Source organism: Kocuria rhizosphaerae (assembly GCF_044462265.1).
GTDB lineage: Bacteria > Actinomycetota > Actinomycetes > Actinomycetales > Micrococcaceae > Kocuria > Kocuria rhizosphaerae.
In genome coordinates, this window is record NZ_JBISWL010000069.1 from 111,180 (window position 1) to 135,166 (window position 23,987).

Sequence of the window (23,987 nt, forward strand, 5' to 3'; positions counted from 1 at the left end):
CACCCGCGCTCAGCAGCGCCGCCCTCCACTCACCCGCGCTCAGCAGCGCCCGCCCTCCACGCGCCGCCCGGCAACAGGCCCCACCCCGGCGCCGATCCCCCAACCGGCCGAGCGCCGGAGCGCCCGATCCCCAATGCGGCTTCAGTTCCCCCAGCGCGCTCCTGGGGAGCCGAAGCCGGATTGGGAAGATGACGGTCCAGATCCGGCAACCATGGGGACTCGGCGCCGGGCGAGTGGGGACTCGGCGGATCCGAGGCGGCCTCGATGGGGACTCAGCGGCTCAGAAGCGGCTCCGAAGCGGCCTCGATGGGGACTCGGCGCCGGGCGAGTGGGGACTCGGCGGTGGCGACGCGTGCGGGGGCCCGTGCCGGGCGCTACGCCTCGGCGCGGGCGGCGACGACCGGGCGCAGGTCCTCCGCCGGCGGGGCCCACGCGGCGGGATCGGCGCGGACCTGCTCGCCGGAGCGGATGTCCTTGACCTCGTGCACGAGGGTCCCGTCCTCGGCGCGGGCGGTGAACCACACGAACGGGATGCCGCGGCGCTCCGCGTACCTGATCTGCTTGCCGAACTTCGCGGCGCTGGCCGAGACCTCGCACGCGATGCCGCGGGCGCGCAGCTGCTCGGCCACGTCCTGGGCCTGGGACCAGGACTCCTCGTCCACCAGCGAGACGAGCACGGCCGTGGGGACCTGCCGGGACGGTGCGGCCATCCCCTGGGAGAGCATGCGGGAGACCAGCCGGGTGACCCCGACGGACAGGCCCACCCCGGGATAGGTCTTCCGTCCGGTCGTGGCCAGGGACTCGTAGCGGCCGCCGGAGCAGACGGAGCCCAGCTGCTCGTGGCCGAGGAGCACGGTCTCGTAGACGGTGCCGGTGTAGTAGTCGAGGCCGCGGGCGATGGACAGGTCGGCCACGACGCGGCCGGGGGCGCGGCGGGAGGCCTCCGCGACGACCTCCTCGAGCTCACGCAGCCCCTCCTCGAGCAGCTGCGTGTTCACCCCGAGCGCCCGGACCTTGTCCACGAAGGACGTGTCCTCGGTGCGGATCGACGCCAGCTGCAGCGCGGCGTCGGCCTGCTCGGGCGTGGCGCCCACCTCGTCGCACAGCGCCTGGGCGACCCGCTCCCGGCCGATCTTCTCGAGCTTGTCGATGTTGCGCAGCACGCCGGCGGAGTCCTGCAGGCCGATGCCCCGGTAGAAGCCCTCGGCGAGCTTGCGGTTGTTCACGCGCAGCACGAACGGCGGCAGCGGCAGCCGGGACAGTGCGTCGATCATGACGAGCGCCAGCTCGACGTCGTAGCGGAACGGCAGCGCGCCGTCGCCCACGACGTCGATGTCGGCCTGGGTGAACTCGCGGGAACGGCCCTCCTGGGGTCGCTCCCCGCGCCACACCTTCTGGATCTGGTAGCGGCGGAACGGGAACGTCAGGTGCCCGCCGTTCTCCACCACGTACCGTGCGAAGGGCACGGTGAGGTCGAAGTGCAGGGCCAGGCGGTCGTCGCCGCGGTCGGCCGGAGCGTCCTCGTCCTCCTGGAGGCGGGAGACGACGTAGACCTCCTTGTCGATCTCACCCTTGCGCAGCAGCTGCCCGACCGTCTCGACCGCGCGGGTCTCGATCGAGGAGAAGCCGTGCAGCTCGAAGGTCTCGCGCAGGACGTCCAGCACGTGCAGCTCGACCAGACGCTCCTCCGGAAGCCATTCGGGGAAACCGGACAGGGAGGTCTTGCGGGCCATGGGGACGTGCTCCTCGGGTGGGACGGCGGTGGGTGGTGGGGCCTCCGGCCGGTCGCGGGCCGGACGGGTCCCCCCACATCCTAGAGAGCCGTGCGCGCACGGCCCAAAGCACGAGCCGGGACGCGGGCCCGACCACCGGCCCCGGCACGGCCCGGAGCACGTCGCGATGAACGGTCCCCGCCCCTCCGTCGCCGACCGGAGCCGGCCACCGGCACCCGTCCCGGGGCTCCGCTCCCGGGCGCCGAGTGGCCGCGCCCGGGCTCAGGGGCGGGCCGGGGCCGGGGAGGGCGTCGTCGGTAGTATGGGCCAGACGATTGTCCGAAGCCGGGCGACGACGCCGGGGGCCGCCCGGGGCCGCCGCCGGCGAGAGCGAAAGAGTTCCAGCGGTGACAGAACGTCTCGAATCCGACGACCAGCCCACTCCCCGTCCCACTCCCCGTCCCGCCCCGGGTCCGGTGCCGAAGCCGCCCGTCCCCGGCCCCGGCCCCGGCCCCGCGCCGGCGACCCCGGCGGCACCCGCCGCCCCGACCACGGCACCCGCCGCCACCACGACGGCACCCGCACTGGCCTCCCCGGAGTCCGTCGCCCGTGCCCGGAAGTTCGGGCGCGTCACGGAGGACGGGCACGTCCACGTCGTCGTGGACGGCGAGGAGGTGCTCTGCGGCCAGTTCCCGGACGCCTCGGAGGACGAGGCGCTGGCGTACTTCGCCCGGAAGTTCGACGACGTCGAGGCCCAGGTGGCCCTGCTCGAGCAGCGCGTGGCCGCGGGTGCGCCGGCGGCGGACATGCTGACGACGGTCGAGCACCTCGCCGAGCAGGTGGCCCAGCGCAACATGCTCGGTGACCTCAAGGAGCTGGAGTCCCGCCTGGAGGCCCTGCGGCCGGCGATCCGGGAGCTCGAGAGCGCCGAGCGGGCCGCCCACGAGGCCCAGCGCGCCGAGCACCTCGCGGCCCGGGAGGCGATCGTGGCCGAGGCGGAGCAGATCGCGGGTCAGGACGCGCAGCGCACCCAGTGGAAGCAGTCGTCCGCGCGGATGGCCGAGCTGTTCGAGCAGTGGAAGGCGCACCAGAAGTCCGGCGTCCGCCTGGGCCGCTCCGCGGAGGACGCGCTGTGGAAGCGTTTCCGAACGGCCCGGACGACCTTCGACCGGCACCGACGTGCGTTCTTCTCCCAGCTGGACGCGGACAACGCGGCGGCCAAGCGGGCCAAGGAGGCGCTGATCGCCGAGGCCGAGGCCCTCTCCGGTTCGACGGACTGGGCCGCGACCGCCGCGGAGTACCGCCGCCTCATGGACCGGTGGAAGGAGTCCAAGCGCGCGTCGAAGAAGGACGACGACGCCCTGTGGGCCCGGTTCCGTGCCGCCCAGGACACGTTCTTCGAGGCGCGCAAGGCGGACAACGCACGGATCGACCAGGAGTTCGAGGCGAACCTGGTGGTCAAGGAGCAGCTCCTCGCCGAGGCGAAGGCCCTGCTCCCGATCACCGACCTCAAGGCCGCCAAGCGGGCGCTGGGCGACATCCTCGACCGGTGGGAGCAGGCCGGGAAGGTCCCGCGCGCGCACATGCGGCGGGTCGAGACCGAGCTGCGTGCCGTCGAGGACGCCGTGCGCGAGGCCGAGGACGCGAAGTGGCAGCGCACGAACCCCGAGACGAAGGCCCGCTCCAACTCGATGCTCGCCCAGCTGGAGACGAAGATCGAGGACCAGGAGGCTGCTCTGGAGAAGGCCCGGTCCACGGGCGACGCCAAGCGCGCGGCCCGGCTGGAGGAGGAGCTGTCGACCAGCCGGCAGTGGCTGGAGACCCTGCGCCGGTCCTCCGCCGACCTCCGGTAGCGGCCTCGGACGCCCCTGGGCCGCGTTGTCCACAGCGCGCCCCGGGGGCCTTTCCCGTGCCGGGCCCGTCGGTGAGGCTGGGCCCATGGACGATCCGCCGTGGCACCCCGACGCCCTGCTCCTTCCGGGCCGGCCCTTCTCCCGCGTGGAGCTCTCGGCCCTCGTGGCCGACGGCGTGCTCGTGCCCGTGGTCCTGGAGGCGCACCTGTTGCGGGGCCGGCCGGTGACCCGGCGCCTGAAGGCCGCGGCGCTGGAGGCCCAGCTGCCACCGCACCTGCTGCGCCGCGGCGTCCTCGGACGGTTGTCGGCCGCGTGGTTCTACGGGTGCGCCGGCCGGCCGACCACCCTCCCCCTGCTGCTGGACAAGCTGCGCCGCACCACGATGTCCCCCGTACCGGAGGGTGTGGCCCTGCACCAGGTCACCCTCGGCGGCTACGACGTGCACGACACCGGGGCGGTGCGCGTGACCACCCCGCTGCGCACCGCGGTGGACCTGGCCCTGCACGTGCCCGGGCCGGACGGAACGGCGGCGCTGACCACCCTCATGCACGCCCCGCACCTGCACTGCCCGCCCGAGCTGGTCGTGGCGGCGCTCGGGAGCTTCGGGCGGATGCCCGGCCGCCAGGCGGCGCTGGTGCGCGTCCGACGCGCCGCCCGGGCGGCCGGCGGAACAGGAGTGGCCGGAGGCGGGCGGCGGGCCGACGGCACGGCCTGAGGCCGGCACCCCCTGCGCCGCGTCCCGGCCCGGTCCACCCGGCCCGCTCCCCCGGGATCAGGCGCCGGAGGCCTCCGAGATGGCCCGGTTGCCCGAGGTGCGGTAGACGTCGTAGACCCCGTCGATGCGCCGGACCTGGTTGAGCACGTGGTCCAGGTAGCGGGGGTCGCCCATCTCGAAGGCGAAGCGGGAGATCGCCAGCCGGGACTTGGAGGTGTGCACCGAGGCGCTGAGGATGTTGACGTGGTTCTCGGAGAGCACCCGCGTGACGTCCGAGAGCAGGGACTTCCGGTCGAGGGCCTCCACCTGGATCTCCACGAGGAACACGCTGGACTGGGTGGGGGCCCACTCGACCTCCACGACCCGCTCGGTCGAGGACAGCGCGAGCATGTTGGCGCAGTCCTTCCGGTGGACCGAGATGCCGGTGCCGCGGGTCACGAAGCCCATGATCGCGTCCGGGGGCACGGGGGTGCAGCAGCGGGCGAGCTTGACGTACACGTCCGTGGCGCCCTTGACGGTCACCCCGGAGTCCGAGACCCGCGGCCGCACGGGGTGGGTCGCGATGGTCGTCTCGGCGAAGTCCTCCTCGGCACCGTCCGCCCCGCCGAGACTGCCCACGATCTTCTCGACGACGTCCTGGGCGCTCACCACGTCGGAGCCGATCGCCTCGTAGAGGGAACTGATGTCCGTGCGGTGGAAGTCCTGGGCCACCGCGAGCAGGGACTCCTGGGTGAGGGTCCGCTGCAGCGGCAGGTGGTGCTTGCGCAGGGCGCGGGTGAGCGCGTCCTTGCCCTTCTCGATGGCCTCCTCGCGGCGCTCCTTGGAGAACCACTGCCGGATCTTGTTGCGCGCCCGCGGGGACTTCACGAACTTCAGCCAGTCCTGGGACGGGCCGGCGTGCTCGGACTTGGAGGTCAGCACCTCGACCCAGTCCCCGTGCTGGAGCTCGGAGGACAGCGGCACGAGCTTGCCGTTGACCCGCGCGCCGATGGTCTTGTGCCCGACCTCGGTGTGCACGGCGTAGGCGAAGTCCACGGGGGTCGACCCCGTGGGCAGGGCCATGACCTCGCCCTTGGGGGTGAACACGTACACCTCGGACGTGTTGATCTGGTAGCGCAGGGAGTCGAGGAACTCGGAGGAGTCCTGCGTCTCCTCCTGCCAGGACACCAGGGCGCTGAGCCAGGCCAGGTCCCCCTCCTGCGCCTTCGGCGTCGCCGAGTTCGCCTGGTTGGCCTGGTCCTTGTACTTCCAGTGCGCGGCCACGCCGTACTCCGCGCGGCGGTGCATCTCGTGGGTGCGGATCTGGATCTCCACCGGCCGCCCGTCCGGGCCGATCACGGTGGTGTGCAGGGACTGGTACATGTTGAACTTCGGCATGGCGATGTAGTCCTTGAACCGCCCCGGCAGCGGCCGCCACCGCGCGTGCAGGGCGCCCAGCGCGGCGTAGCACTCCCGCACCGTGTTCACGAGCACCCGGACCGCCTGCAGGTCGTGGATCTCGTCGAAGTCCTTCCCGCGCACGATCATCTTCTGGTAGATCGAGTAGTAGTGCTTGGGCCGGCCCGTGATCGTCGCCTCGATCCCCGCCTCGGCCAGGTCCTCGGCGATGCGCTCCCGGATCTTCGCGAGGGTGCGCTCCCGCTGCGGCTGCCGCTCCCCCACCATCCGCACGATCTCGTCGTAGACCTTCGGGTACAGCGCCGCGAAGGCCAGGTCCTCGAGCTCCCACTTGATCGTGTTCATGCCGAGCCGGTGGGCCAGCGGCGCGAAGATCTCCAGGGTCTCGCGCGCCTTCTTCGAGGACGAGGACTGGGAGACGAAGCGCCAGGTGCGGGCGTTGTGCAGCCGGTCGGCCAGCTTGATCACCAGCACGCGGATGTCCTTGGCCATCGCCACGATCATCTTGCGCACCGTCTCGGCCTGCGCCGCGTCGCCGTACTGGACCTTGTCGAGCTTCGTCACCCCGTCGACGAGCGCGGCGACCTCGTCGCCGAACTCGGCGCGCAGCTGCTCCAGGGTGTAGTCGGTGTCCTCCACGGTGTCGTGCAGCAGCGCCGCCACGAGCGTCGCGCCGGTCATGCCCAGCTCCGCCAGGATCGTGGTCACGGCCACGGGGTGCGTGATGTAGGGGTCCCCGCTCTTGCGCTTCTGGCCCTCGTGGCACTTCTCCGCCACCTTGAACGCGCGCTGGAGCACCTCCAGGTCCTCGTCGGGGTGGGTCGTGCGCACGGTGTGCAGCAGCGGCTCGAGGATCGGCGAGTGGTCCATGGGCCGGCCCGAGAGGTAGGACAGGGACGACCGGGTGCGGTCGCTGCGGCCCGGGAACACGGCCCGGCCCAGGAGCGGCCGGGAGGCGGGCACCACGTAGTGCGTGCCGGCCATGTCGGACCGGCGCGGCGGTGTCGGCGCGGTGCCCTGGCCCGCGGGGGCTGCCCCGTCGTCGGACGAGCTCATGACGGATGCTCCCTTCCCGGTGATGCGCGCGGGGCGGNCCGGCCGCCGCCCCGGTCGTCGAGCTGGCGTGTGTGCTGCTGTGCGGCGGGGCGCGTCCGCGCGACCCGCCCTACGGTGCACACCAGTCTAGTGCGCCGCGGCCTCCTCCGGCGCACGTTCGCCGGGAGCACCCGCGCGGGCCTCCTGCGCCCGGACCGCCGGCTCCCGGCGGCGCAGCACCGAGTACAGCGGCCCGGCCACGAACAGGGTCGCGACGGTGCCCACGGCGATGCCCACGAACAGCGCCAGGGACAGGTCCTTCAGCGTGCCCGCGCCGAGCAGCAGCGCCCCGATGAACAGGATCGAGCCCACCGGCAGGATGCCGACCACGGAGGTGTTGATCGAGCGCACCAGCGTCTGGTTGATCGCGAGGTTCACCTGGTCGGAGAACCGCGTGCCGGCGCGTTCCGGCGGGGCCGTGCCGTCGAGGAGGCCCTCGGTGTTCTCGCGGACCTTGTCGAAGACGACCACGGAGTCGTAGAGCGAGTAGCTGAGCACCGTGAGGAAGCCGATGACCGCCGACGGGGTGACCTCGAAGCCCACGACCGAGTAGATGCCCGCGGTGATCGAGACGCTCGCGCACATCCCGGCGATCGCCGAGACCGACATCTTCCACGTGCGGAAGTACGCGGCCATCAGCGCCGTGGCGAGCACGACGAACGCCACGAGCCCCTGCAGGGCCTGGCGGGTCACGCCGGCGCCCCACGTGGGCCCCACGAAGGTCGAGGTCACCTCGTCCTCCGTGACGCCGTAGGCCTCGACGAGGGCGTCCTTGACGGCGAGGGTCTCGTCGTCGTCGAGCTGCTCGGTCTGCACCCGCACCGTCCCGGGGGCGATGTTGGTGACCGTGACCTCCCCGGCGTCGGCGGACTCGGTGACGGCCTGGCGCCCCACCGCGATGTCGGGGTCGGAGACCGAGGAGACCGTGAACTCCGAGCCGCCGGTGAACTCGATCCCCAGGTTGAACCCGCCCTTGACCACGGGCACCAGCAGGGAGACCGCCACGAGGGCCGCCGCCACGAGGAGCCACAGCCTGGCCCGCGCCACGAACGGGTAGGACTTCCGCCCGCTGTGCAGGGCGTTGCCGAAATCAGCGAACCGGGACATCAGGCGTTCTCCTCGGGGGTGCGGCGGGACGAGGACGCGCCGACGGCGGCGTCCTCGGGGGCCTCGTCGGGTGGTGGCGCGGCCTGGGCGGCGCGCCGGCGCCGCTCCGCGATGGTGAGACCGTCGTGCCCCGCACCCGGCTCCCGCAGCCGCCCGGCGCCGCGGTAGAGCGGGACCGCGTCCAGGGACTCGGGGTTGAGCCCGGAGTGCCTCCCCCCGCCGCCGAAGTAGCCGGTGCGCGCGAGCAGGACCATCACCGGGTGCGTGAACAGGAAGACGACCAGCAGGTCGGCGATCGCGGTCAGGCCCAGGGTGAACGCGAAGCCGCGGACGTTGCCCACGGCCACGAAGTACAGCACGCCGGCCGCCAGCAGGTTCACGGCCTTCGAGGCCAGCACCGTCTGCCGGGCGCGGCGCCACCCGTGGTGGACCGCGGCGGGGATGGAGCGGCCGCTGCGGATCTCGTCGCGGATGCGTTCGAAGTAGACGATGAAGGAGTCGGCGGTCTGCCCGATCGCCACGATCAGGCCCGCGACGCCGGCCAGGGAGAGCCGGTAGTTCGCGGACCAGCCCAGCAGGGTGATGGCCAGCCACGTGAGCACGCCGGCGACCACGAGGGAGCTGATGGTCACCAGCCCCAGCAGCCGGTACTGGAACAGCGAGTAGACGCACACGAGCACCAGGCCGACGATCCCGGCGAGGATGCCCATCCGCAGCTGGTCGGCACCCAGCGTCGCGGAGATCTGCTGCTCGGACTGGATCTCGAAGCTCATGGGCAGCGCGCCGTACTTGAGCTGCTCCGCGAGGAAGCGTGCCTGCTCCTCGGTGAAGCTGCCGGTGATCTGCGCCTGGCCGTCGGCGATCACGGCGTTCATCTGCGGCGCGGAGACGACCTGCCCGTCCAGGAGGATCGCGAACTGGCTGCGCGGGTCGCCCTGGGACGCGGCGCCGATGCCGTAGAGCCGCTCCGAGAGCACCCGGAACCGTTCGGTGGCCTCGGGCCCGAACTGCAGGTTCACGGCGAACTGGTTCAGGGACGCGCCCGTGGCGTTCTGCGCCGTGCCGTAGGAGGCGTCCTTGATCCCGGTGCCCTGGATCTCCACGGGCCCGAGCAGGTACTTCGTCCCGGTCTCGGGCTCGCACGCGACGACGGCGGAGTCCGCGTCCTGGCGCTCCCGCTCCTCGGGGGGCTGGGGCGAGGTGCAGTCGGTCGTCTCGAACTCCCGGTAGAGCTCCGGGGTGATCCAGTTGGGGTCCGAGGAGTCCGCGGGCTCGGCCGCGGGCTCGGGCAGCTCGTCCTCCGGCACCCGCTGGTCCTCCGGCACGACCTCGGCCGGGGCGGTCGTGAGCACGGGGCGGAACTGCATCTGCGCCGAGGTCTGGATGAGTTCACGGGTCTGCGCGGAGGGCACCCCCGGCATCGAGACCACGATGTTGTCCCCGGACTGGGTGGCGATCTCCGCCTCCGCGACGCCGGAGCCGTCCACGCGCTGCCGGATGATCTCGACCGCCTGGTCCAGCTGCTCGGGGGTCACCTCCTGGCCCGCGTCCTCGCCCTGGAGGGAGGGGCTGAGGATCATCTGGGTGCCGCCCTCGAGGTCCAGGGCCAGCTTGGGGCCCCACCCGGTGCGGTCGGTGCCGGCGCCCCACGCCAGGATCCCGCCCAGCACAGCGGCCAGCACGAGCAGGCCCACGAGGGACCGCCGCGCGGTGGAGAGGGCCTCCCGCACCCCGGGGCCGGCCGCCGCGCCCGGGCGGGCGTCGCGCGCGGGTGGGCCGCCGGAGGAGCCGGAGGTCTTGTCTGGTGTCAGTGCCATGGTCTTCCTAACGCACAACGGCCCGGGGTGCCGGGCCTGCTCATGGGAACGGGCCGACCAGCGGTCGGCCCGTCGTCCCGAGGGGGGTCAGTCGTTGCGCTGCCCGGGGTCGCGCCGGGCGTCGTCGTCGAGGGGGTCGACGGTGCCGGGGGCGTCGGTGTCGACGACCCGGGGCTCCTCGGCCGTGCCGGGGGCCGCCCCGGGAGCCGGGGCGGGCTCGGCCGCCGTGTCCTCGTCGACGACCGTGGTCACGGTCTGCAGGTGGACGGTCACGGCGGTGCCCGGGGCGATCTCGAGGACGACCTTGTTGGTGTCCCGGTCGATCGAGCGGATCGTGCCGTAGAGGCCGTAGTTGGTCATGACCTCGGTGCCCGGGCCCATGGTGGCCTGCTTCTGCTTGACCTGGGCCATGGCCTTCTTCTGCCGCCGCATGGGCAGCCAGAGCAGCGCGACCATGGCCACGAGCATGAGGGGCAGCAGCCATGCGCTGCCGCCGCCCGAGGGCTCTGCGGCCTGGGCGGAGAGGGACTGGACGACGAGGTGCGGGCTCACGGACTTCCGTTCGATCGGTTGCGGTTTTCCGTCCCATGGTAGGGGATCCGGCCCGGACGGACCTGAGCGCCACCCGGGGAGCCTCAGACCCCGGGTCCGTCGCCGTCCCCGGGCCCGTCCCCGAGCCCGTCCTCGAACAGCAGCGGGTCCTCCGGGGCCACCCCGGGGACGCGGCGCAGCACCGGGTCCCGGAACGCGGCCTGCTCGGGCGGGACCAGTCCCAGGTGCTCCCAGGCGGCCGCCATCGCGATGCGCCCGCGCGGGGTCCGGCCCAGCAGGCCCTCCCGGACCAGGTAGGGCTCGGCCACGGTCTCCACGGTCTCGGTCTCCTCCCCCACGGCGATCGCGAGGGTGGACAGGCCCACGGGCCCGCCGCCGAACTTCCGCACGAGCGCCTCCAGGACGGAGCGGTCGAGGCGGTCGAGGCCACGGGCGTCGACCTCGTACATGTCCAGCGCCGCGGAGGAGGTGCGGACGTCGATCCGCCCGACGCCGTGCACGAGGGCCCAGTCCCGGACCCGGCGCAGCAGCCGGTTGGCGATCCGCGGCGTGCCCCGGGAGCGGGAGGCGACCTCGGCGAAGGCCTCGGCGGTCATCGCGAGGTCCATCAGGCCGGCGGAGCGGCGCAGCACGAGCTCGAGCTCCCCCACGGAGTAGAACTCGAGGTGTCCGGTGAAGCCGAAGCGGTCGCGCAGGGGCCCCGGCAGCAGGCCGGCGCGCGTGGTCGCGCCGACGAGGGTGAAGGGCGGCAGGTCCAGCGGGATCGACGTGGCGCCGGCGCCCTTGCCGACCACGATGTCCACCCGGAAGTCCTCCATCGCCATGTAGAGCATCTCCTCGGCGGGCCGGGACATGCGGTGGATCTCGTCCAGGAACAGCACCTCGCCCTCCGTCAGGGAGGAGAGGATGGCCGCGAGGTCCCCGGCGTGCTGGATGGCCGGGCCGGAGGAGATCCGCAGCGGGGCGCCCATCTCCTCGGCGATGATCATGGCCAGGGTGGTCTTGCCGAGGCCGGGAGGGCCGGACAGGAGCACGTGGTCGGCGGAGCGGCCGCGCAGCCGCGAGGCCTCGAGCACCAGGGAGAGCTGGCGGCGCACGCGCTGCTGGCCCACGAACTCGTCCAGCCGGGCCGGCCGCAGGGCGGACTCGAGCTGCTTCTCGTCGGGCTCGTCGGCCGCGGAGACCAGCCGGTCCCGGGCGTTCACGGCGGCGCCGTCCTCGCGGGCCATGCTCAGACCCCCCGCTCCGCCGCGGTCCGGGACCCGGCCTTGGCGGCGCCCAGCCAGGCCAGGACGGTGCGCAGGATCAGGGGGACGTCCCCGGAAGCGGCGAGCTCCTCGCGTCCGGCCAGGGCGTCCTCGACGCCGCGCGCGGCATCCTTCTCGTTCCAGCCCAGGCCCACGAGGGCCTCGAGGACCTGCGCCCGCCAGGGCTCCGCCGGGGCGTCCGCGGGCCGGGCAGGGCGCTCGGGGACGATGAGCTTGTCGGCGAGCTCGAGCACGATCCGCCGGGCACCCTTGGGCCCGATGCCGGGGACCGTGGTGAACGCCTTGGCGTCCCCCTCCGCAATGGCCCGGTGGACGGCGGCCGGGCCGAGCACCGAGAGCACCGCCAGGGCCGTGCGCGGACCCACGCCGCTGACCCCGAGCATGGTCTCGAAGACCTCCCGCTCCTCGGGGCTGCGGAAGCCGAACAGCAGCGGGGACTCGTCCTTGCGGGCCACGTAGGCGGTGTCGAGGCGCACCTGCCCCCCGGTCCGCAGTCCGGCCAGCGTCTCGGGGGTCGCCTGGACCTGGACGCCGAAGCCGCCCACCGTCACGACCGCGGTCGTGAGGCCGACGTGCTCGACCTGTCCCGTGATGGACGCGATCACCGCGCCCCTCCTTCCGTTGCTCCGGTGCCGGTCGAACCGGAGAGTTCGAACGGATCTACGAACGAGCGTGCGCGAGTCACTCTAGCAGTGGGCACCGACGCGTCCCCACCGGATCCGCGACCCGTCCGCACCGGTCACCCGCGCCGGCCCCGCCGGGCACGGGCCTCGGCCTCCGCCCAGGCCCGCTGGGCGGGGGTCGTGACCGGGCGGGAGGCCACGGGCCGGGCCCCCTGGTGGGTCTCCGTCCGGGCGGTGGCGTCCACCCCCGTGCCGCCGCCGCGCCAGCCGTGGCAGATGGCGATGGCCAGGGCGTCGGCGGCGTCGGCGGGCCGGGGCACCTCCTCGAGGCGCAGGATCCGCACGACCATGCGGGCCACCGAGGCCTTGTCGGCGCGGCCCTCCCCGGTCACGGCGGCCTTGACCTCGGACGGGGTGTGCCACGCGACGGGCACGCCGTGACGGGCCGCGGAGGCCATGACCGCGCCCGCGGCGTGGGCCGTGCCGATGACGGTGTTCACGCTGGTCTGCGCGAAGACCCGCTCCAGGGCCAGGGCGTCCGGGTGGTAGCGCTCGATCCACCGCTCGGTGGCCTCCCAGACCCGCAGCACGCGCACGTCCAGCGGGTCGGCCGGCCGGGTGCCGGCGACGCCGACGTCCACGAAGGACGCGGTGCGGTTGCCGGACATGTCGATCAGCCCGAACCCGCACCGCGTCAGTCCCGGGTCGACCCCCAGGATCCGCTGGGCGCCCGTGGTCAGTCCTCGGACTCGAGCTGCGCCACGACCTCGGCGGGGATCTCCGCGTTCGAGTACACGTTCTGCACGTCGTCGAGCTCCTCGACGGCCTCGGCGAGCCGCAGGAACTTCCGGGCGCCGTCGGCGTCGAGCTCCACCTTCATGGTGGGGCGGAACTGCGGGTCGTCGTTGTTGTACTCGAGCCCGGCCTCCTCCAGGGCCGTGCGGACGGCCGGGAGGTCGGTGGCCTCGGAGACGACCTCGAAGAACTCCTCGTCCTCCACGACCTCCTCGGCGCCGGCGTCGAGCACCGCCACGAGGACGTCGTCCTCGGTGAGCCCGTCGGTCTTCGTGACCTCCACGACGCCCTTGCGCTCGAAGAGGAACGCCACGGACCCGGCGTCGGCCATCGTGCCGCCGTTGCGGGTCACCGCCACGCGCACCTCGGAGGCGGCACGGTTCTTGTTGTCGGTGAGGCACTCGATGTACAGCGCCGTGCCCTGCGGGCCGCGGGCCTCGTAGAGGATCTCCGTGTAGTCGATCGTCTCGCCGGTCAGCCCGGCGCCGCGCTTGATCGCGCGGTCGATGTTGTCGTTGGGCACCGAGTTCTTCTTGGCCTTGGAGACCGCGAGGTCCAGGGCGGGGTTGCCCGCCGTGTCGGCCCCGCCCATGCGCGCGGCCACCTCGATGCCCTTGATGTACTTGGCGAAGGCCTTGGCCCGCTTCGCGTCGATCGCGGCCTTCTTGTGCTTGGTGGTGGCCCATTTGGAGTGGCCTGACATGCGTTCCTCCTCGGAAGTGGTGCGCGGGCGTGCCCCGCGGAAGTCTCGGGAAGCGCCGGCCGTCCCGGCGCGGCGCGTGCCGGCCCCGGGCGGGACGGGCCGGAAAAGTCCTGGTCCATTCTACCGGGTGCGTCCCGGCCCGGTCCCGCAGGTCACCGGGCCCGCACCCGGGCGGTCACCGGGACAGGGTCCTCGTGGTCATCGGGGACGCGCCCGGGAGACCTCGCGCGCGCGCTCGGCGAGCGTGTCGTCGAGCGGCTCGGCGTCGAAGGTCCCGAACCGGCGCTCGACGGCGGCACGGATGAGGTGGTCCGCGACTGCCGGGTTCTTCGGCAGCATCGACCCGTGCAGGTAGGAGGCCACCACGTGGTGCACGCGCGCGCCCTCCGTGCCATCCTCGCCGTTGTTCCCGGCACCCTTGACGACCCTGCCCAACGGGGCCTGGTCCGGCGCCAGACGGGTGATCCCCGAGTGGTTCTCGTAGCCGACGACGGTGCCGAACTCGGGGGACTCCAGGACGATGTTGCCGATCAGCCGGGTCGGCCCGCCCACCGTGGTCAGGTCGAGGATCCCGATCCCGGGCAGGGTCTCCCCGGCGCCGGTGCGGAACTCGTGGCCGAAGAGCTGGAAGAGCCCGCAGATCGCGAGCATCGGCACGCCGCCGGCCGCCATCGCCCGCAGCTCGGGGGCGATCCGCTGCAGGTCCTCCTGGACGCGGAACTGCCCGGAGTCCTGTCCGCCGCCGCCCACCAGCAGGTCGGCGTCGCCCGGGAACGGGTCCCCGGGATTGTGGTCGGTCAGCCGCACGGCGTAGCCGTACTTCTCGAGGCGGCGCTTGAGGGTCAGCGTGTTGCCCCAGTCCCCGTAGATGTTCATGTCCCGGGGATAGAGCTGGACGAGGTGGACGGTGCGGTCGGTCACGGGGGCTCCGCTCAGATCTCGGCGACCTCGGCCACGCGGGAGAGCTCCCGGCGCAGCTCGAGCATGGACGTGTAGGTGCAGAAGACCCGCATGGGCCGGTCCTCCGCCCCGGCGACGAAGCGGCGCAGGGCCCCGCCCAGGTCCGGGACCACCTCGCGCACCGGCACCTCGTCGTAGTCGAGGCGCAGGGCCATGTCCCAGGCCCGGGTCCCCGAGACGACGTCGACGCCGGCCTCGCGCAGGGAGTGGAAGTCGACGTCCCACAGCCAGGACACGTCGCGGCCGTCGGCGTACTCGTCGTTGATGGCGATCATCGTGGCGTAGTCGCCGGGCCGGGCCGAGGCCAGGGAGAGCCGGAACCCGGCCGGGTTCTTCACGAGCAGCAGCTGCAGCGGGCGTCCTCCCACGGTGATCGTCTCGCCGCGGCCGAAGGCGGGGGTCACCCGGGAGAGCTCCTCGACGAGCGCGGCCCGGTCCGCGTCGGGCCCGGCGACGGCGAGCGCGAGGGCCAGGGCCGCGGCGGCGTTGTACATGTTGTAGACGCCGTAGAGCTCCACCGTGGTCTCGACGGCCTCCCCGTCCACGGCCAGGTGCACGCGGTTGGCCTCGAAGGACGTCAGCTCCACGTCCGCGGCCGGGCGCGGGGCCAGCTCGTCCTCGTGGTCGGCCTCCGCCTCCGGGCCGCCGGCCGAGCGCATGTCGTCGTCGGAGGGGAACATCCGGCGCAGGGGTGCGGACAGCCCGAACCAGCGGGTCCGGGTGCCGGCCGGGACGTGCTCGGCGAGCGAGGCGATCCGGGGGTCCTCACGGTTGAGCACCACGGTGCCGGTCGTGGCGGCCGCCACCTGGGCGAGCATCCGGCGGGTCGTGTCGATCTCGCCGAAGCGGTCGAGCTGGTCGCGCATGACGTTGAGGAGCAGGGCGTGGCGGGGCCGGACCTGCTTCACGAAGTGCACGGCGTGCGCCTCGTCGAGCTCGAGGACGGCGATGTCGGCGTCGAGGCGCCCGGTGAGGCTCATCTCCCCGAGCAGGGCGGCCGCCACACCGCGCACGAAGTTGGAGCCCGTGCGGTTGGTGAAGACCCGGTACCCCTGGGCGCGCAGGAGCTGGACGGCCATCTTGGTGGTGGTGGTCTTGCCGTTGGTGCCGCTGACGACCACGACGCCGTGCGGCAGCTTCGCGAGCTCCTCGGCCACGAACCGTGGGTGGAGCTTCTCCATGACCAGGCCGGGGAACGCGGAGCCGCCGCCCCGCAGCGTCGTGAGGTACCGGATGCCTTGGCCGAGCAGGCGCACGTGGGGTCTGGACATGCGCCCCATCCTATGGCGTGCGCGCACGCGCCCCGTCCTGCGGCGTGCGCGCACGCGCCCCGTCCTGCGGCGTGCGCGGACGCGCCCCGTCAGGCCGCGGGCTCCGAGAGCGCCCGCTCCACCGCTGCGACGTGGTGGGTGACCGAGAACTCCTCCTGGCCGAGCCCCACGGAGATCCGGAAGCGGGCCCCGTCCGGGGGCGAGGCGTGGACGGCGAGGTCCTCGATGGTGCCCAGGGCGATCGTCGCCCGGTCGGAGGAGAACCGCAGGAGCTCACGGCGGACCAGCAGCAGCCGGCACGTGGTGACCACGACGACGCTGCGGTGCCCGCGCCACCACCCCGGCGCCACCGCCTGCACGGTCTCGGCGGTGTCCAGCAGGGTCTCGGTGCGCCGCAGGTGCTCCCGGAGCAGGAGGCGTTGGGACAGGGTCAGACCCCTGCCGGCGGCTCTGAGGTCCTCGCGCACGGGACACCTTTCGGATCGAGGTCGAGCGGAGCGGACGCCCGCACGGAACCGCGGCTGCTGCCCCAGCCGGGACCTCCGGGACCTGCCGGTCGGCCGGTCCGCGAGGAACCCCCTCGCGCCGAGGACTCCGGCGCGCAGAGGGCTCGTCGATTCTAGTGGCGTTGCCCCGTGGGCACCACCGGCCCACGTGGGGCGGCGGTGGCCGCGGGCACGGCGCCGCGTGCCCGGGCGGAGTAGTGTGTCCGTGCAGACCCGCCCGCCGACCCCGACAGAAGCCGACCCGTGGACAACCCCCTCCTGCGCCCCAGCGAGCTCCCCTACGAGCTGCCCGACTTCGCGGGCCTCCGCGAGGAGCACTTCCTGCCGGCCTTCGAGGCGGCGATGGCGGTGGACCTCGCGTGCGTGCGCGCCGTGCTGGCGGATCCGGGCCCGCCCACGTTCGAGAACACCGTCGAGGCGCTGGAGCGCGGGGGCCTGGACCTCGACCGGGTCGAGTCCGTGTTCTTCACCCTCACCGCCGCGCACAACACGCCCGGCGTCCAGCGGATCTACGAGGAGCTCGCCCCGCGGCTGGCCGAGCACAGGGCGGACTTCACCCTGAACAAGGAGCTCTACGCCCGGGTCCGGGCGGTGGACCGCAAGGACCTGCAGCCGTGGCAGGTGCGGGTGCTCGACGAGTACGTCTCGTGGTTCCGGGCCTCCGGGGTGGAGCTGTCCCTGGACGAGCAGCGGCGGCTGCGGGAGATCAACGACGAGCTCTCCGCGCTGAGCATCCGGTACGGCAACGGCCTGATCCGGGAGGTCAACGCCTCCGCCGTGGTGGTCGACGACCCCGCGGAGCTCGACGGCATGTCCCCGGAGGACATCGAGGCCGCCGCCTCCGCGGCCGCCGAGCACGGCCGTCCCGGCCGCTGGCTGCTCACGCCCACCCTGTCCACCGTCCAGCCGGTGCTGTCCGTGCTCACCAACCGCGGGCTGCGCCGGCGGATCCACCTGGCCGCCGTCAACCGCGGGACCGGCGCGCACGGCGGGGAGGGGTCGCAGAGCGAGCTCGACCTGCTGCCCGTGGCGGCCCGGATCGCCGAGCTGCGCGCGGAGCAGGCCGTGCTGCTCGGCTACCGCAGCCACGGCGACCAGGTCATGACCGGCACCACGGCGCCCTCCCCCGAGGCCGTGCACGAGATGCTGGAGAGCGTCACCGGGCCGGCCGTGCGCAACGCGCTCGAGGAGCGGGCGGAGCTCGAGGAGCTGGCCGGTCACGCCCTGGAGGCGTGGGACTGGCCGTTCTGGGCGGAACGGCTGCGCCGGGAGCGCTTCTCCGTGGACGCGGCCGGGCTGCGGGAGCACTTCGAGCTGGAGTCCGTGCTCGAGCACGGGATCTTCCGCACGGCCCGGGAGCTCTACGGGCTGGTCTTCACGGAGCGCCACGACCTCCGCGGCTACCTGCCCCAGGTACGCGTGTGGGAGGTCACCGACGACGACGGGGACGGGGTGGGGCTGTTCCTCGGCGACTGGTTCACGCGCCCCACCAAGCAGGGCGGCGCGTGGATGAACGCGCTGGTGCACCAGAACCGGCTCGCGGGGCAGCGGCCCGTCGTCGTCAACAACGCGAACTTCGCGAGGCCCCCGGCGGGCCGGCCGAAGCTGCTGACCCTGGACGAGGTGGTCACGGTCTTCCACGAGTTCGGCCACGCCCTGCACGGTCTGCTCTCGGACGTCCACCTGCCCTCGTTCTCCGGGACGAAGGTGCCGCGGGACTTCGTGGAGTACCCCTCCCAGGTGCACGAGATGTGGGTGCTGCACCCGGACGTGGCCCCGCACTACACCCGTCACCACCGCACCGGCGAGCCCCTCCCCGAGCGGACCCTCGACGGGCTGCGGGCGGCCACGGCGCACGGCCAGGGCTTCCGGACCGTGGAGTACCTCGCCGCGACCTGCCTGGACCTGGCCTGGCACGGTCTCGAGGACCCCGCCCGGCTGCCCGATCCGCGGACCGTGGAGCCGGACGCGCTCGCCCGGGCGGGGGTCGACGTGCACGGGATCGCCCCCCGCTACCGGACCGGGTACTTCAAGCACATCTTCGCCGGCGGCTACTCCGCGGGGTACTACTCCTACCTCTGGGCGGAGATCCTCGACGCGGACACCGCCCAGTGGTTCACGGCCCACGGGGGGCTCACCCGGGAGAACGGCCGCCGCTTCGCCGAGGAGGTCCTCTCCCGGGGCAACGAGACCGCCCCGATGGAGGCGTTCGAGGCCCTCCTCGGACGGCGTCCCCACCTGAGCGCGCTGCTGGAACGGCGCGGGCTGCGGCCCCGGGAGGAATTCGTGCACCGGCCCCGGGGGCCGCGCGCCGGGCCCCGGGGCCGGTGACGCCGCTCAGCCGGCGGGCCAGGCCTCGGCGATGTCCCGGCGGGTGTCCCCCAGGGTCTGCATGATCGCCTTGGTGCCGGCGAGGACGGGCATGAAGTTGGCGTCGCCCGTCCACCGGGGCACCACGTGCTGGTGCAGGTGCCCCGACAGGGAACCGCCGGCGGCCTCCCCCAGGTTGATGCCCACGTTGAAGGCGTGCGGGGACGCGACCCGTCGGATCGTCGTGACCGCGGTCCGGGTCAGCTCGGCCAGCTCGCGCGTCTCCCCGTCGTCGAGCTCCGTGAGGTCCGCGACGTGGCGGTACGGGCAGACCATGAGGTGACCGGGGTTGTACGGGAAGAGGTTGAGGATCACGAAGCAGTGCTCGCCGCGGTGGACGATGAGGGACTCCTCGTCGGCGCGCCGCGGCCCGTTGCAGAACGGGCAGCCGGGGTCCTCGCGCACGGACGGGTCCTCCCCGCGCACGTAGGCGAGCCGGTGCGGGGTCCACAGCCGCTGGAAGCTGTCCGGGACGCCGGGGATCTCGAACTGGTCCTGGCGGATCCAGCCGTCCGGCGGACCCGTGTCCGGCACCGGCCCCGTCACTGCCCGACCCCCGCCGTCTCGGCGGAGGAGCGGGTGGCCTCGGCCGGGGCGGCCGAGGGGTCCTCGTTGGTCCGGCGGGCGATGTGCGCCACGATCCGCTCCACGGCCTCCCCCACGAGCACGCCGTTGTCCTGGGAGCCGTCCCGGAAGCGGAAGGACACCGCGCCGGCCTCGGCGTCCTCCCCGCCCGCGATGAGCACGAACGGCACCTTCTCCTTGGCGGCGGTGCGGATCTTCTTGGGGAACCGGTCGGAGCCGGCGTCGAGCTCCACGCGCACCCCGCGGGCGCGCAGGGAGTCCACGACCTCCTGCAGGTAGTCGTTGAACGCCTCGGCCACGGGGATCGCCACGACCTGGACGGGAGCCAGCCAGGCCGGGAACGCGCCCGCGTAGTGCTCCACGAGCACGCCCATGAACCGCTCGATCGAGCCGAACTTCGCGGAGTGGATCATCACGGGCCGCCGGCGGGTCCCGTCGGCTGCCTGGTACTCGAGGTCGAAGCGCTCGGGCTGGTTGAAGTCGTACTGGATCGTGGACATCTGCCAGGTGCGCCCGATCGCGTCCTTCGCCTGGACGGAGACCTTCGGCCCGTAGTAGGCGGCCCCGCCCGGGTCCGGCACGAGGTCCAGGCCGGTCTCCGAGCAGACCTCCTCCAGGACGCGGGTGGCCTCCGCCCACTCCTCGTCGGAGCCGATGAACTTGTCCGACTCCGGGTCGCGGGTCGAGAGCTCGAGGTAGAAGTCGTGCATCCCGAAGTCCCGCAGCAGCCCGAGGATGAAGCCCAGGAGGTGCCGGATCTCGTCCGGTGCGTCCTCACGGGTGACGTAGGAGTGGGAATCGTCCTGGGCGAAGCCGCGGACGCGGGTGAGGCCGTGGACGACGCCGGACTTCTCGTAGCGGTAGACGTGGCCGAACTCGAACAGCCGCAGCGGCAGGTCCCGGTAGGACCGGCCCCGGGCCCGGTAGATGAGGTTGTGCATGGGGCAGTTCATCGCCTTGAGCCGGTAGTCCTGGCCCGGCTTGGTGACATTGCCCTCCGCGTCCCGCTCCTCGTCCACGTGCAGCGGCGGGAACATCGTGTCCGCGTAGTACGGCAGGTGCCCGGAGGTGTGGAACAGCCCGTCCTTGGAGATGTGCGGGCTGCCCACGTACTGGAAGCCCTCGGCGACGTGGCGGTCCCGGACGTAGTCCTCCATCTCCCGCTTGATGATCCCCCCCTTGGGGTGGAACAGGGGCAGACCGGAGCCGAGCTCGTCCGGGAAGGAGAACAGGTCCAGCTCCGCACCGAGCCTGCGGTGGTCGCGGCGCTCGGCCTCCGCGAGGCGGTCCTTGTAGGCGACGAGCTCCTCCTTGGTGGGCCACGCCGTGCCGTAGATGCGCTGCAGCTGCTTGTTCTTCTCGGAGCCGCGCCAGTACGCGGCGGCCGAGCGCATGAGGGCGTAGCCGTTGCCGATGAGCTTGGTGTCGGGCAGGTGCGGGCCGCGGCACAGGTCCCGCCAGACCGTCTCCCCGGTCTTGCGGTCCACGTTGTCGTAGATCGTCAGCTCCCCGGCCCCGACCTCCACGGAGGCGCCCTCGGCGGCCGCGTCCACGTCCCCGCCGGAGCCGGGCCCCTGGGACAGGCCGATGAGCTCGAGCTTGTACGGCTCGCCGGCCATCTCCTCCCGCGCCTCCTCCTCGCTCACCGCGCGGCGGCGGAAGGACTGGGTGGAGTTGACGATCCGCTGCATCCGCTTCTCGATGGCCTTCAGGTCCTCGGGCGTGAAGGGCTGCTCGACGTCGAAGTCGAAGTAGAAGCCGTCGGTGATGTACGGGCCGATGCCGAGCCTGGCCTCCTCGTGCAGCTGCTGCACGGCCTGGGCCATGACGTGGGCGGTGGAGTGGCGCAGCACCTCGAGGCCCTCCGGCTCCGAGATCAGCACGCGCTCGACGACGTCGCCGTCGGCCAGCCGGACGGCGAGGTCCTTGAGCACGCCGTTGACGCGGGCCACGACCACCGCCCGGTCCTCGCGGTACAGGTCCGCCGCCGAGGTCCCGGTGTCCACCGTGCGCCGCTCGCCGTCGACGGTGATCGTGAGGGGGGCGGACCCGGGCTGCTGCGCGGTGGTCATGGGGAGGGTTCTCCTTCGGTCGGCAACGGCACGCACCCGTACGGGGGGCACGCGGCAGGGCGCCGTCGGGCGGCGCGCACTGCATCGATGGTACCCGCCGGCCGGATCGGGTCACGGTCGGTGAGATGATGGCCGGCGGAGGTGAGGCCACCAGATGCCGACAGACGACCCCGGACCGCCCGACCGGTCCGGCCCCGGGAGCTCGCCGCCGTCCCGGCTGTGGACCACCGGCTTCGTGCTCATGTGGTCGGCGCAGTTCCTCATCGCCCTGAACTTCTACCTGCTGATGACCGTCATGGCCGTCTACGCCATGGACCGCTTCGGGGCGGACGAGGCGCTGGCCGGGGTCGCCACGAGCGCGTTCATCGCCGGCGCCGTCCTGGCCCGGCTGCTCACGGGCAAGTACATGGAACTCCTCGGGCGGCGGCGCGTGCTGCGCACCGCTCTCGTGCTGCTGGTGCTGTGCGCGGCCGCCTACCTGGTGGAGACGGGGTTCGCGGGCCTGCTCGTGGTGCGCACGGTCAACGGCGTGGGCTTCGGCATGGCCACCACCGTCCTGCCGGCCGCGGTCCAGGCGCTCATCCCGCCGCAGCGCAGGGGGGAGGGCACCGGCTACTTCATGCTCTCCGTCACGCTGGCGGCGGCGCTGGGGCCCCTGGCCGGGCTCACGCTGTCCACCACGGTGGGCTACCCCGTGCTGTTCCTGGTCTGCACCGGCACCGCCGTGGTCGGGCTCGGCGTGGGATCGCTCGTCCGGGTGCCCGAGCTGAGCCTGTCCCCCGAGCAGCGCCGGGGCCTGCGGTCCTTCGCCCCGCGGCAGTTCGTGGAGGGGCGGGCGCTGCCGGTGGCCGCGCTCATGCTGTTCGTGGGCACCGGCTACTCCGCCGTCCTGTCCTTCATCAACGCCTTCGCGGTGGAGGAGGACCTCGTGGGACCGGCCGGCGTGTACTTCCTGGCCTACGCCGCCACCGTCCTCGTGAGCCGCCCCTTCGCGGGCCGGCTGCAGGACCGGCGCGGGGACAACGCGGTGCTGCACCCGGCCCTGCTGCTGTTCGTGGTGGCGCTGCTGATGCTCGCCGTCGCCGACTCGCCGGCGCTCGTGCTGGCCTCGGGCGCCGTGCTGGGAGTGGGCTACGGTGCCGTGCTCTCGGCGGCCCAGGCCGCGGCGGTCCGCCGCGCCCCGCTGACCCGGGTGGGCCTGGCGACCTCGACGTACTTCCTGTGCATGGACGTCGGCGTCGCGCTGGGGCCGGTGCTCCTGGGCGCCCTGGTCCCCGTCCTGGGCTACCGGGGCATGTACGCGACGGCCGCGGCGGTGGTGGGCCTGGGCCTGGTCTACTGGGCCGCCGTGCCCGGCCGCCGGCGCGCGGCCTGAGCCGCACCGTTGGACGACGACGGGGCCCCGTCACCGTGCGGTGACGGGGCCCCGGGCCGGCCGGTCACGACCGGGCGCGGTCGCGAGCGGTCGCCGTGGCGATCAGATGCGGTCGCGGCGGTCCGTGTCACCGTCGACGTCGACCTGCTCCTTGCGGACGTCGGCGTCGACACGCTCGGTGTCGCGCACGGTCTCCTTCTCGAGGCCGACCTTCTCGACGCCCACGGTCTCCTTGTCGACGACCGGGCGCTCCTCGTGGAGGGTCACCTCGGCGTCGTCCTCGCCGATGCTGCCACCGGTCCTGGTGTCGTCGATGGGGGTGCGCTCGACGCGGACCTCCTCGCGCTCGACGGGGACGTCGACGGTCTCGTGGTCGGTCACCACGTACTTGCGCAGGCGGGCGCGGCCGGCCTCCTGCCGCTCCGTGCCGACGTCGAGCCGCTCCTCGTGGCGGACGACGCCGTTGTCGGGAGTGTCGGCGAGGTCGCGGTCGGTGCGGTCACGATCGGTGCGGTCGCGGTCCGGGTCGGTGAGGTCCGGGTCGGTGATGCGCCCGGAGTCGGCGATCCCGGCCGTGTCACCGGCGTCGCGGTCACGGTCCGTGTAGCCGGCGGTTCCGGAGACGTCGCGCCCGGTCTCCGCGCCGGTCGCCGTCCCGCCGGCGACACCCGCCGTGCCCGCGGCGCCGCCGGGCACGGCGTTGCGGTCGGTGCCCACCGTGTCCTGGTCGTTGCGGCCGGTGGTCCCGGTGCCGACGTAGTCGGTGGTGTCGCTGCGGTCGGTGAGGTCGCGGTCCCGGTCGGTGCTGTCGCGACCGGCGTCGGCGCCGGAGAAGTTCATCTTGTAGTAGCGGTAGATCTCCTCCTCCTCGGCCGGGGAGAGGTGCTGGTCCGCGTCCACGTTCGGCGCGTCCTTGACGACGTCCTTGGTGTAGGGGAGCACGAAGCGGTCGCCGTCCTGCTGGGCGCCCTCGACCGGGACGAAGCTCTCCTTGGTGCCGAACAGCCCCGTGTTGACGGTCACGAAGGTGACCTCCTCGGTGTTGTCGTCCAGGAAGACCTGCTCGACCTTGCCGATCTTGTCGCCGTCGGACCCGTAGGCGGTGGACGAGAGCAGGGCGTTGACGTCGTACGTAGCCATGAGAACTCCTTCTCCTTCTCTGCGAGACAACGGGCCCCCCGGGGGCGGGGAGCCCGCCGCGGACGATCCC

19 protein-coding genes are annotated in these 23,987 nt (G+C 73.2%); 4 read left to right on the forward strand and 15 right to left on the reverse strand.

The annotated features are described in order from the left end of the window. Window positions 1-374: 374 nt before the first annotated feature. A complete protein-coding gene (gene hisS, locus ACH9EU_RS08075; protein ID WP_396413424.1) occupies window positions 375-1,733 on the reverse strand; it encodes a histidine--tRNA ligase in 1,359 nt (452 codons plus the stop codon). A gap of 386 nt (window positions 1,734-2,119) precedes the next feature. On the opposite strand from hisS, the gene ACH9EU_RS08080 reads away from it, so the two are divergent. Both ACH9EU_RS08080 and ACH9EU_RS08085 read left to right on the forward strand, forming a co-directional pair. Continuing rightward, window positions 2,120-3,565 carry a DUF349 domain-containing protein gene (locus ACH9EU_RS08080; RefSeq protein ID WP_396413425.1) on the forward strand — a complete coding sequence of 482 codons (1,446 nt, stop codon included), beginning with the start codon at window positions 2,120-2,122 and terminating at the stop codon, window positions 3,563-3,565. Window positions 3,566-3,650: 85 nt separating this feature from the next. Continuing rightward, window positions 3,651-4,280, forward strand: coding sequence for a type IV toxin-antitoxin system AbiEi family antitoxin (locus ACH9EU_RS08085; RefSeq protein WP_396413426.1), 630 nt, complete (start codon window positions 3,651-3,653; stop codon window positions 4,278-4,280). Between the two features lie 57 nt (window positions 4,281-4,337). On the opposite strand, the gene ACH9EU_RS08090 is transcribed toward ACH9EU_RS08085, so the two are convergent. From ACH9EU_RS08090 to ACH9EU_RS08140, 11 genes are all read right to left on the reverse strand, one after another. Further along, window positions 4,338-6,662 carry a RelA/SpoT family protein gene (locus ACH9EU_RS08090; protein ID WP_396413453.1) on the reverse strand — a complete coding sequence of 775 codons (2,325 nt, stop codon included), beginning with the start codon at window positions 6,660-6,662 and terminating at the stop codon, window positions 4,338-4,340. A gap of 198 nt (window positions 6,663-6,860) precedes the next feature. Continuing rightward, window positions 6,861-7,880 (reverse strand): protein translocase subunit SecF, encoded by a 1,020-nt coding sequence (secF, locus tag ACH9EU_RS08095; protein ID WP_396413427.1) that lies wholly within the window; start codon window positions 7,878-7,880, stop codon window positions 6,861-6,863. Further along, window positions 7,880-9,697 (reverse strand): protein translocase subunit SecD, encoded by a 1,818-nt coding sequence (gene secD, locus ACH9EU_RS08100; protein WP_396413428.1) that lies wholly within the window; start codon window positions 9,695-9,697, stop codon window positions 7,880-7,882. The genes secF and secD overlap by 1 nt, the downstream gene beginning before the upstream one ends. Before the next feature lie 87 nt (window positions 9,698-9,784). Continuing rightward, the gene (gene yajC / locus ACH9EU_RS08105) at window positions 9,785-10,249 is read right to left on the reverse strand and encodes a preprotein translocase subunit YajC (RefSeq protein ID WP_396413429.1); all 465 of its coding nucleotides are present in this window, start codon (window positions 10,247-10,249) and stop codon (window positions 9,785-9,787) included. A gap of 83 nt (window positions 10,250-10,332) precedes the next feature. Beyond that, entirely contained in the window at window positions 10,333-11,478 is a 1,146-nt protein-coding gene (gene ruvB / locus ACH9EU_RS08110) for a Holliday junction branch migration DNA helicase RuvB (protein ID WP_396413430.1), read from the reverse strand. Between the two features lie 2 nt (window positions 11,479-11,480). Beyond that, on the reverse strand, window positions 11,481-12,122 hold the full coding sequence (gene ruvA, locus ACH9EU_RS08115) for a Holliday junction branch migration protein RuvA (protein ID WP_396413431.1): 642 nt from the start codon (window positions 12,120-12,122) through the stop codon (window positions 11,481-11,483). A gap of 134 nt (window positions 12,123-12,256) precedes the next feature. Then, complete coding sequence (ruvC, locus tag ACH9EU_RS08120) at window positions 12,257-12,880, reverse strand: crossover junction endodeoxyribonuclease RuvC (RefSeq protein WP_396413454.1); 624 nt, start codon at window positions 12,878-12,880, stop codon at window positions 12,257-12,259. After that, window positions 12,877-13,638 (reverse strand): YebC/PmpR family DNA-binding transcriptional regulator, encoded by a 762-nt coding sequence (locus ACH9EU_RS08125; RefSeq protein WP_396413432.1) that lies wholly within the window; start codon window positions 13,636-13,638, stop codon window positions 12,877-12,879. The genes ruvC and ACH9EU_RS08125 overlap by 4 nt, the downstream gene beginning before the upstream one ends. 198 nt (window positions 13,639-13,836) lie before the next feature. After that, window positions 13,837-14,559, reverse strand: coding sequence for a type 1 glutamine amidotransferase (locus ACH9EU_RS08130; RefSeq protein ID WP_396413433.1), 723 nt, complete (start codon window positions 14,557-14,559; stop codon window positions 13,837-13,839). 11 nt (window positions 14,560-14,570) lie between these two features. Further along, a complete protein-coding gene (locus ACH9EU_RS08135; protein ID WP_396413455.1) occupies window positions 14,571-15,878 on the reverse strand; it encodes a MurT ligase domain-containing protein in 1,308 nt (435 codons plus the stop codon). Between the two features lie 80 nt (window positions 15,879-15,958). Then, a complete protein-coding gene (locus tag ACH9EU_RS08140) occupies window positions 15,959-16,336 on the reverse strand; it encodes a hypothetical protein (RefSeq protein WP_396413434.1) in 378 nt (125 codons plus the stop codon). 282 nt (window positions 16,337-16,618) lie between these two features. Between ACH9EU_RS08140 and ACH9EU_RS08145 the strand changes: the two genes are divergently transcribed. Next, window positions 16,619-18,706 (forward strand): M3 family metallopeptidase, encoded by a 2,088-nt coding sequence (locus ACH9EU_RS08145; RefSeq protein WP_396413435.1) that lies wholly within the window; start codon window positions 16,619-16,621, stop codon window positions 18,704-18,706. 6 nt (window positions 18,707-18,712) lie between these two features. Here ACH9EU_RS08145 and ACH9EU_RS08150 read toward each other — a convergent pair whose 3' ends face one another. Both ACH9EU_RS08150 and thrS read right to left on the reverse strand, forming a co-directional pair. Next, window positions 18,713-19,279 carry an HIT domain-containing protein gene (locus tag ACH9EU_RS08150; protein WP_396413436.1) on the reverse strand — a complete coding sequence of 189 codons (567 nt, stop codon included), beginning with the start codon at window positions 19,277-19,279 and terminating at the stop codon, window positions 18,713-18,715. Between the two features lie 8 nt (window positions 19,280-19,287). Further along, window positions 19,288-21,402: a threonine--tRNA ligase gene (gene thrS / locus ACH9EU_RS08155; protein WP_396413437.1), complete on the reverse strand. Its 2,115-nt coding sequence runs from the start codon at window positions 21,400-21,402 to the stop codon at window positions 19,288-19,290. A 154-nt stretch (window positions 21,403-21,556) separates the two neighbouring features. Here thrS and ACH9EU_RS08160 point away from each other — a divergent pair, with 154 nt between their 5' ends. Then, window positions 21,557-22,777 carry an MFS transporter gene (locus tag ACH9EU_RS08160; protein ID WP_396413438.1) on the forward strand — a complete coding sequence of 407 codons (1,221 nt, stop codon included), beginning with the start codon at window positions 21,557-21,559 and terminating at the stop codon, window positions 22,775-22,777. Between the two features lie 102 nt (window positions 22,778-22,879). Here the strand turns inward: ACH9EU_RS08160 and ACH9EU_RS08165 are convergent, their stop codons facing one another. Further along, a complete protein-coding gene (locus tag ACH9EU_RS08165; protein WP_396413439.1) occupies window positions 22,880-23,917 on the reverse strand; it encodes a DUF2382 domain-containing protein in 1,038 nt (345 codons plus the stop codon). Between the last annotated feature and the right edge of the window lie 70 nt (window positions 23,918-23,987).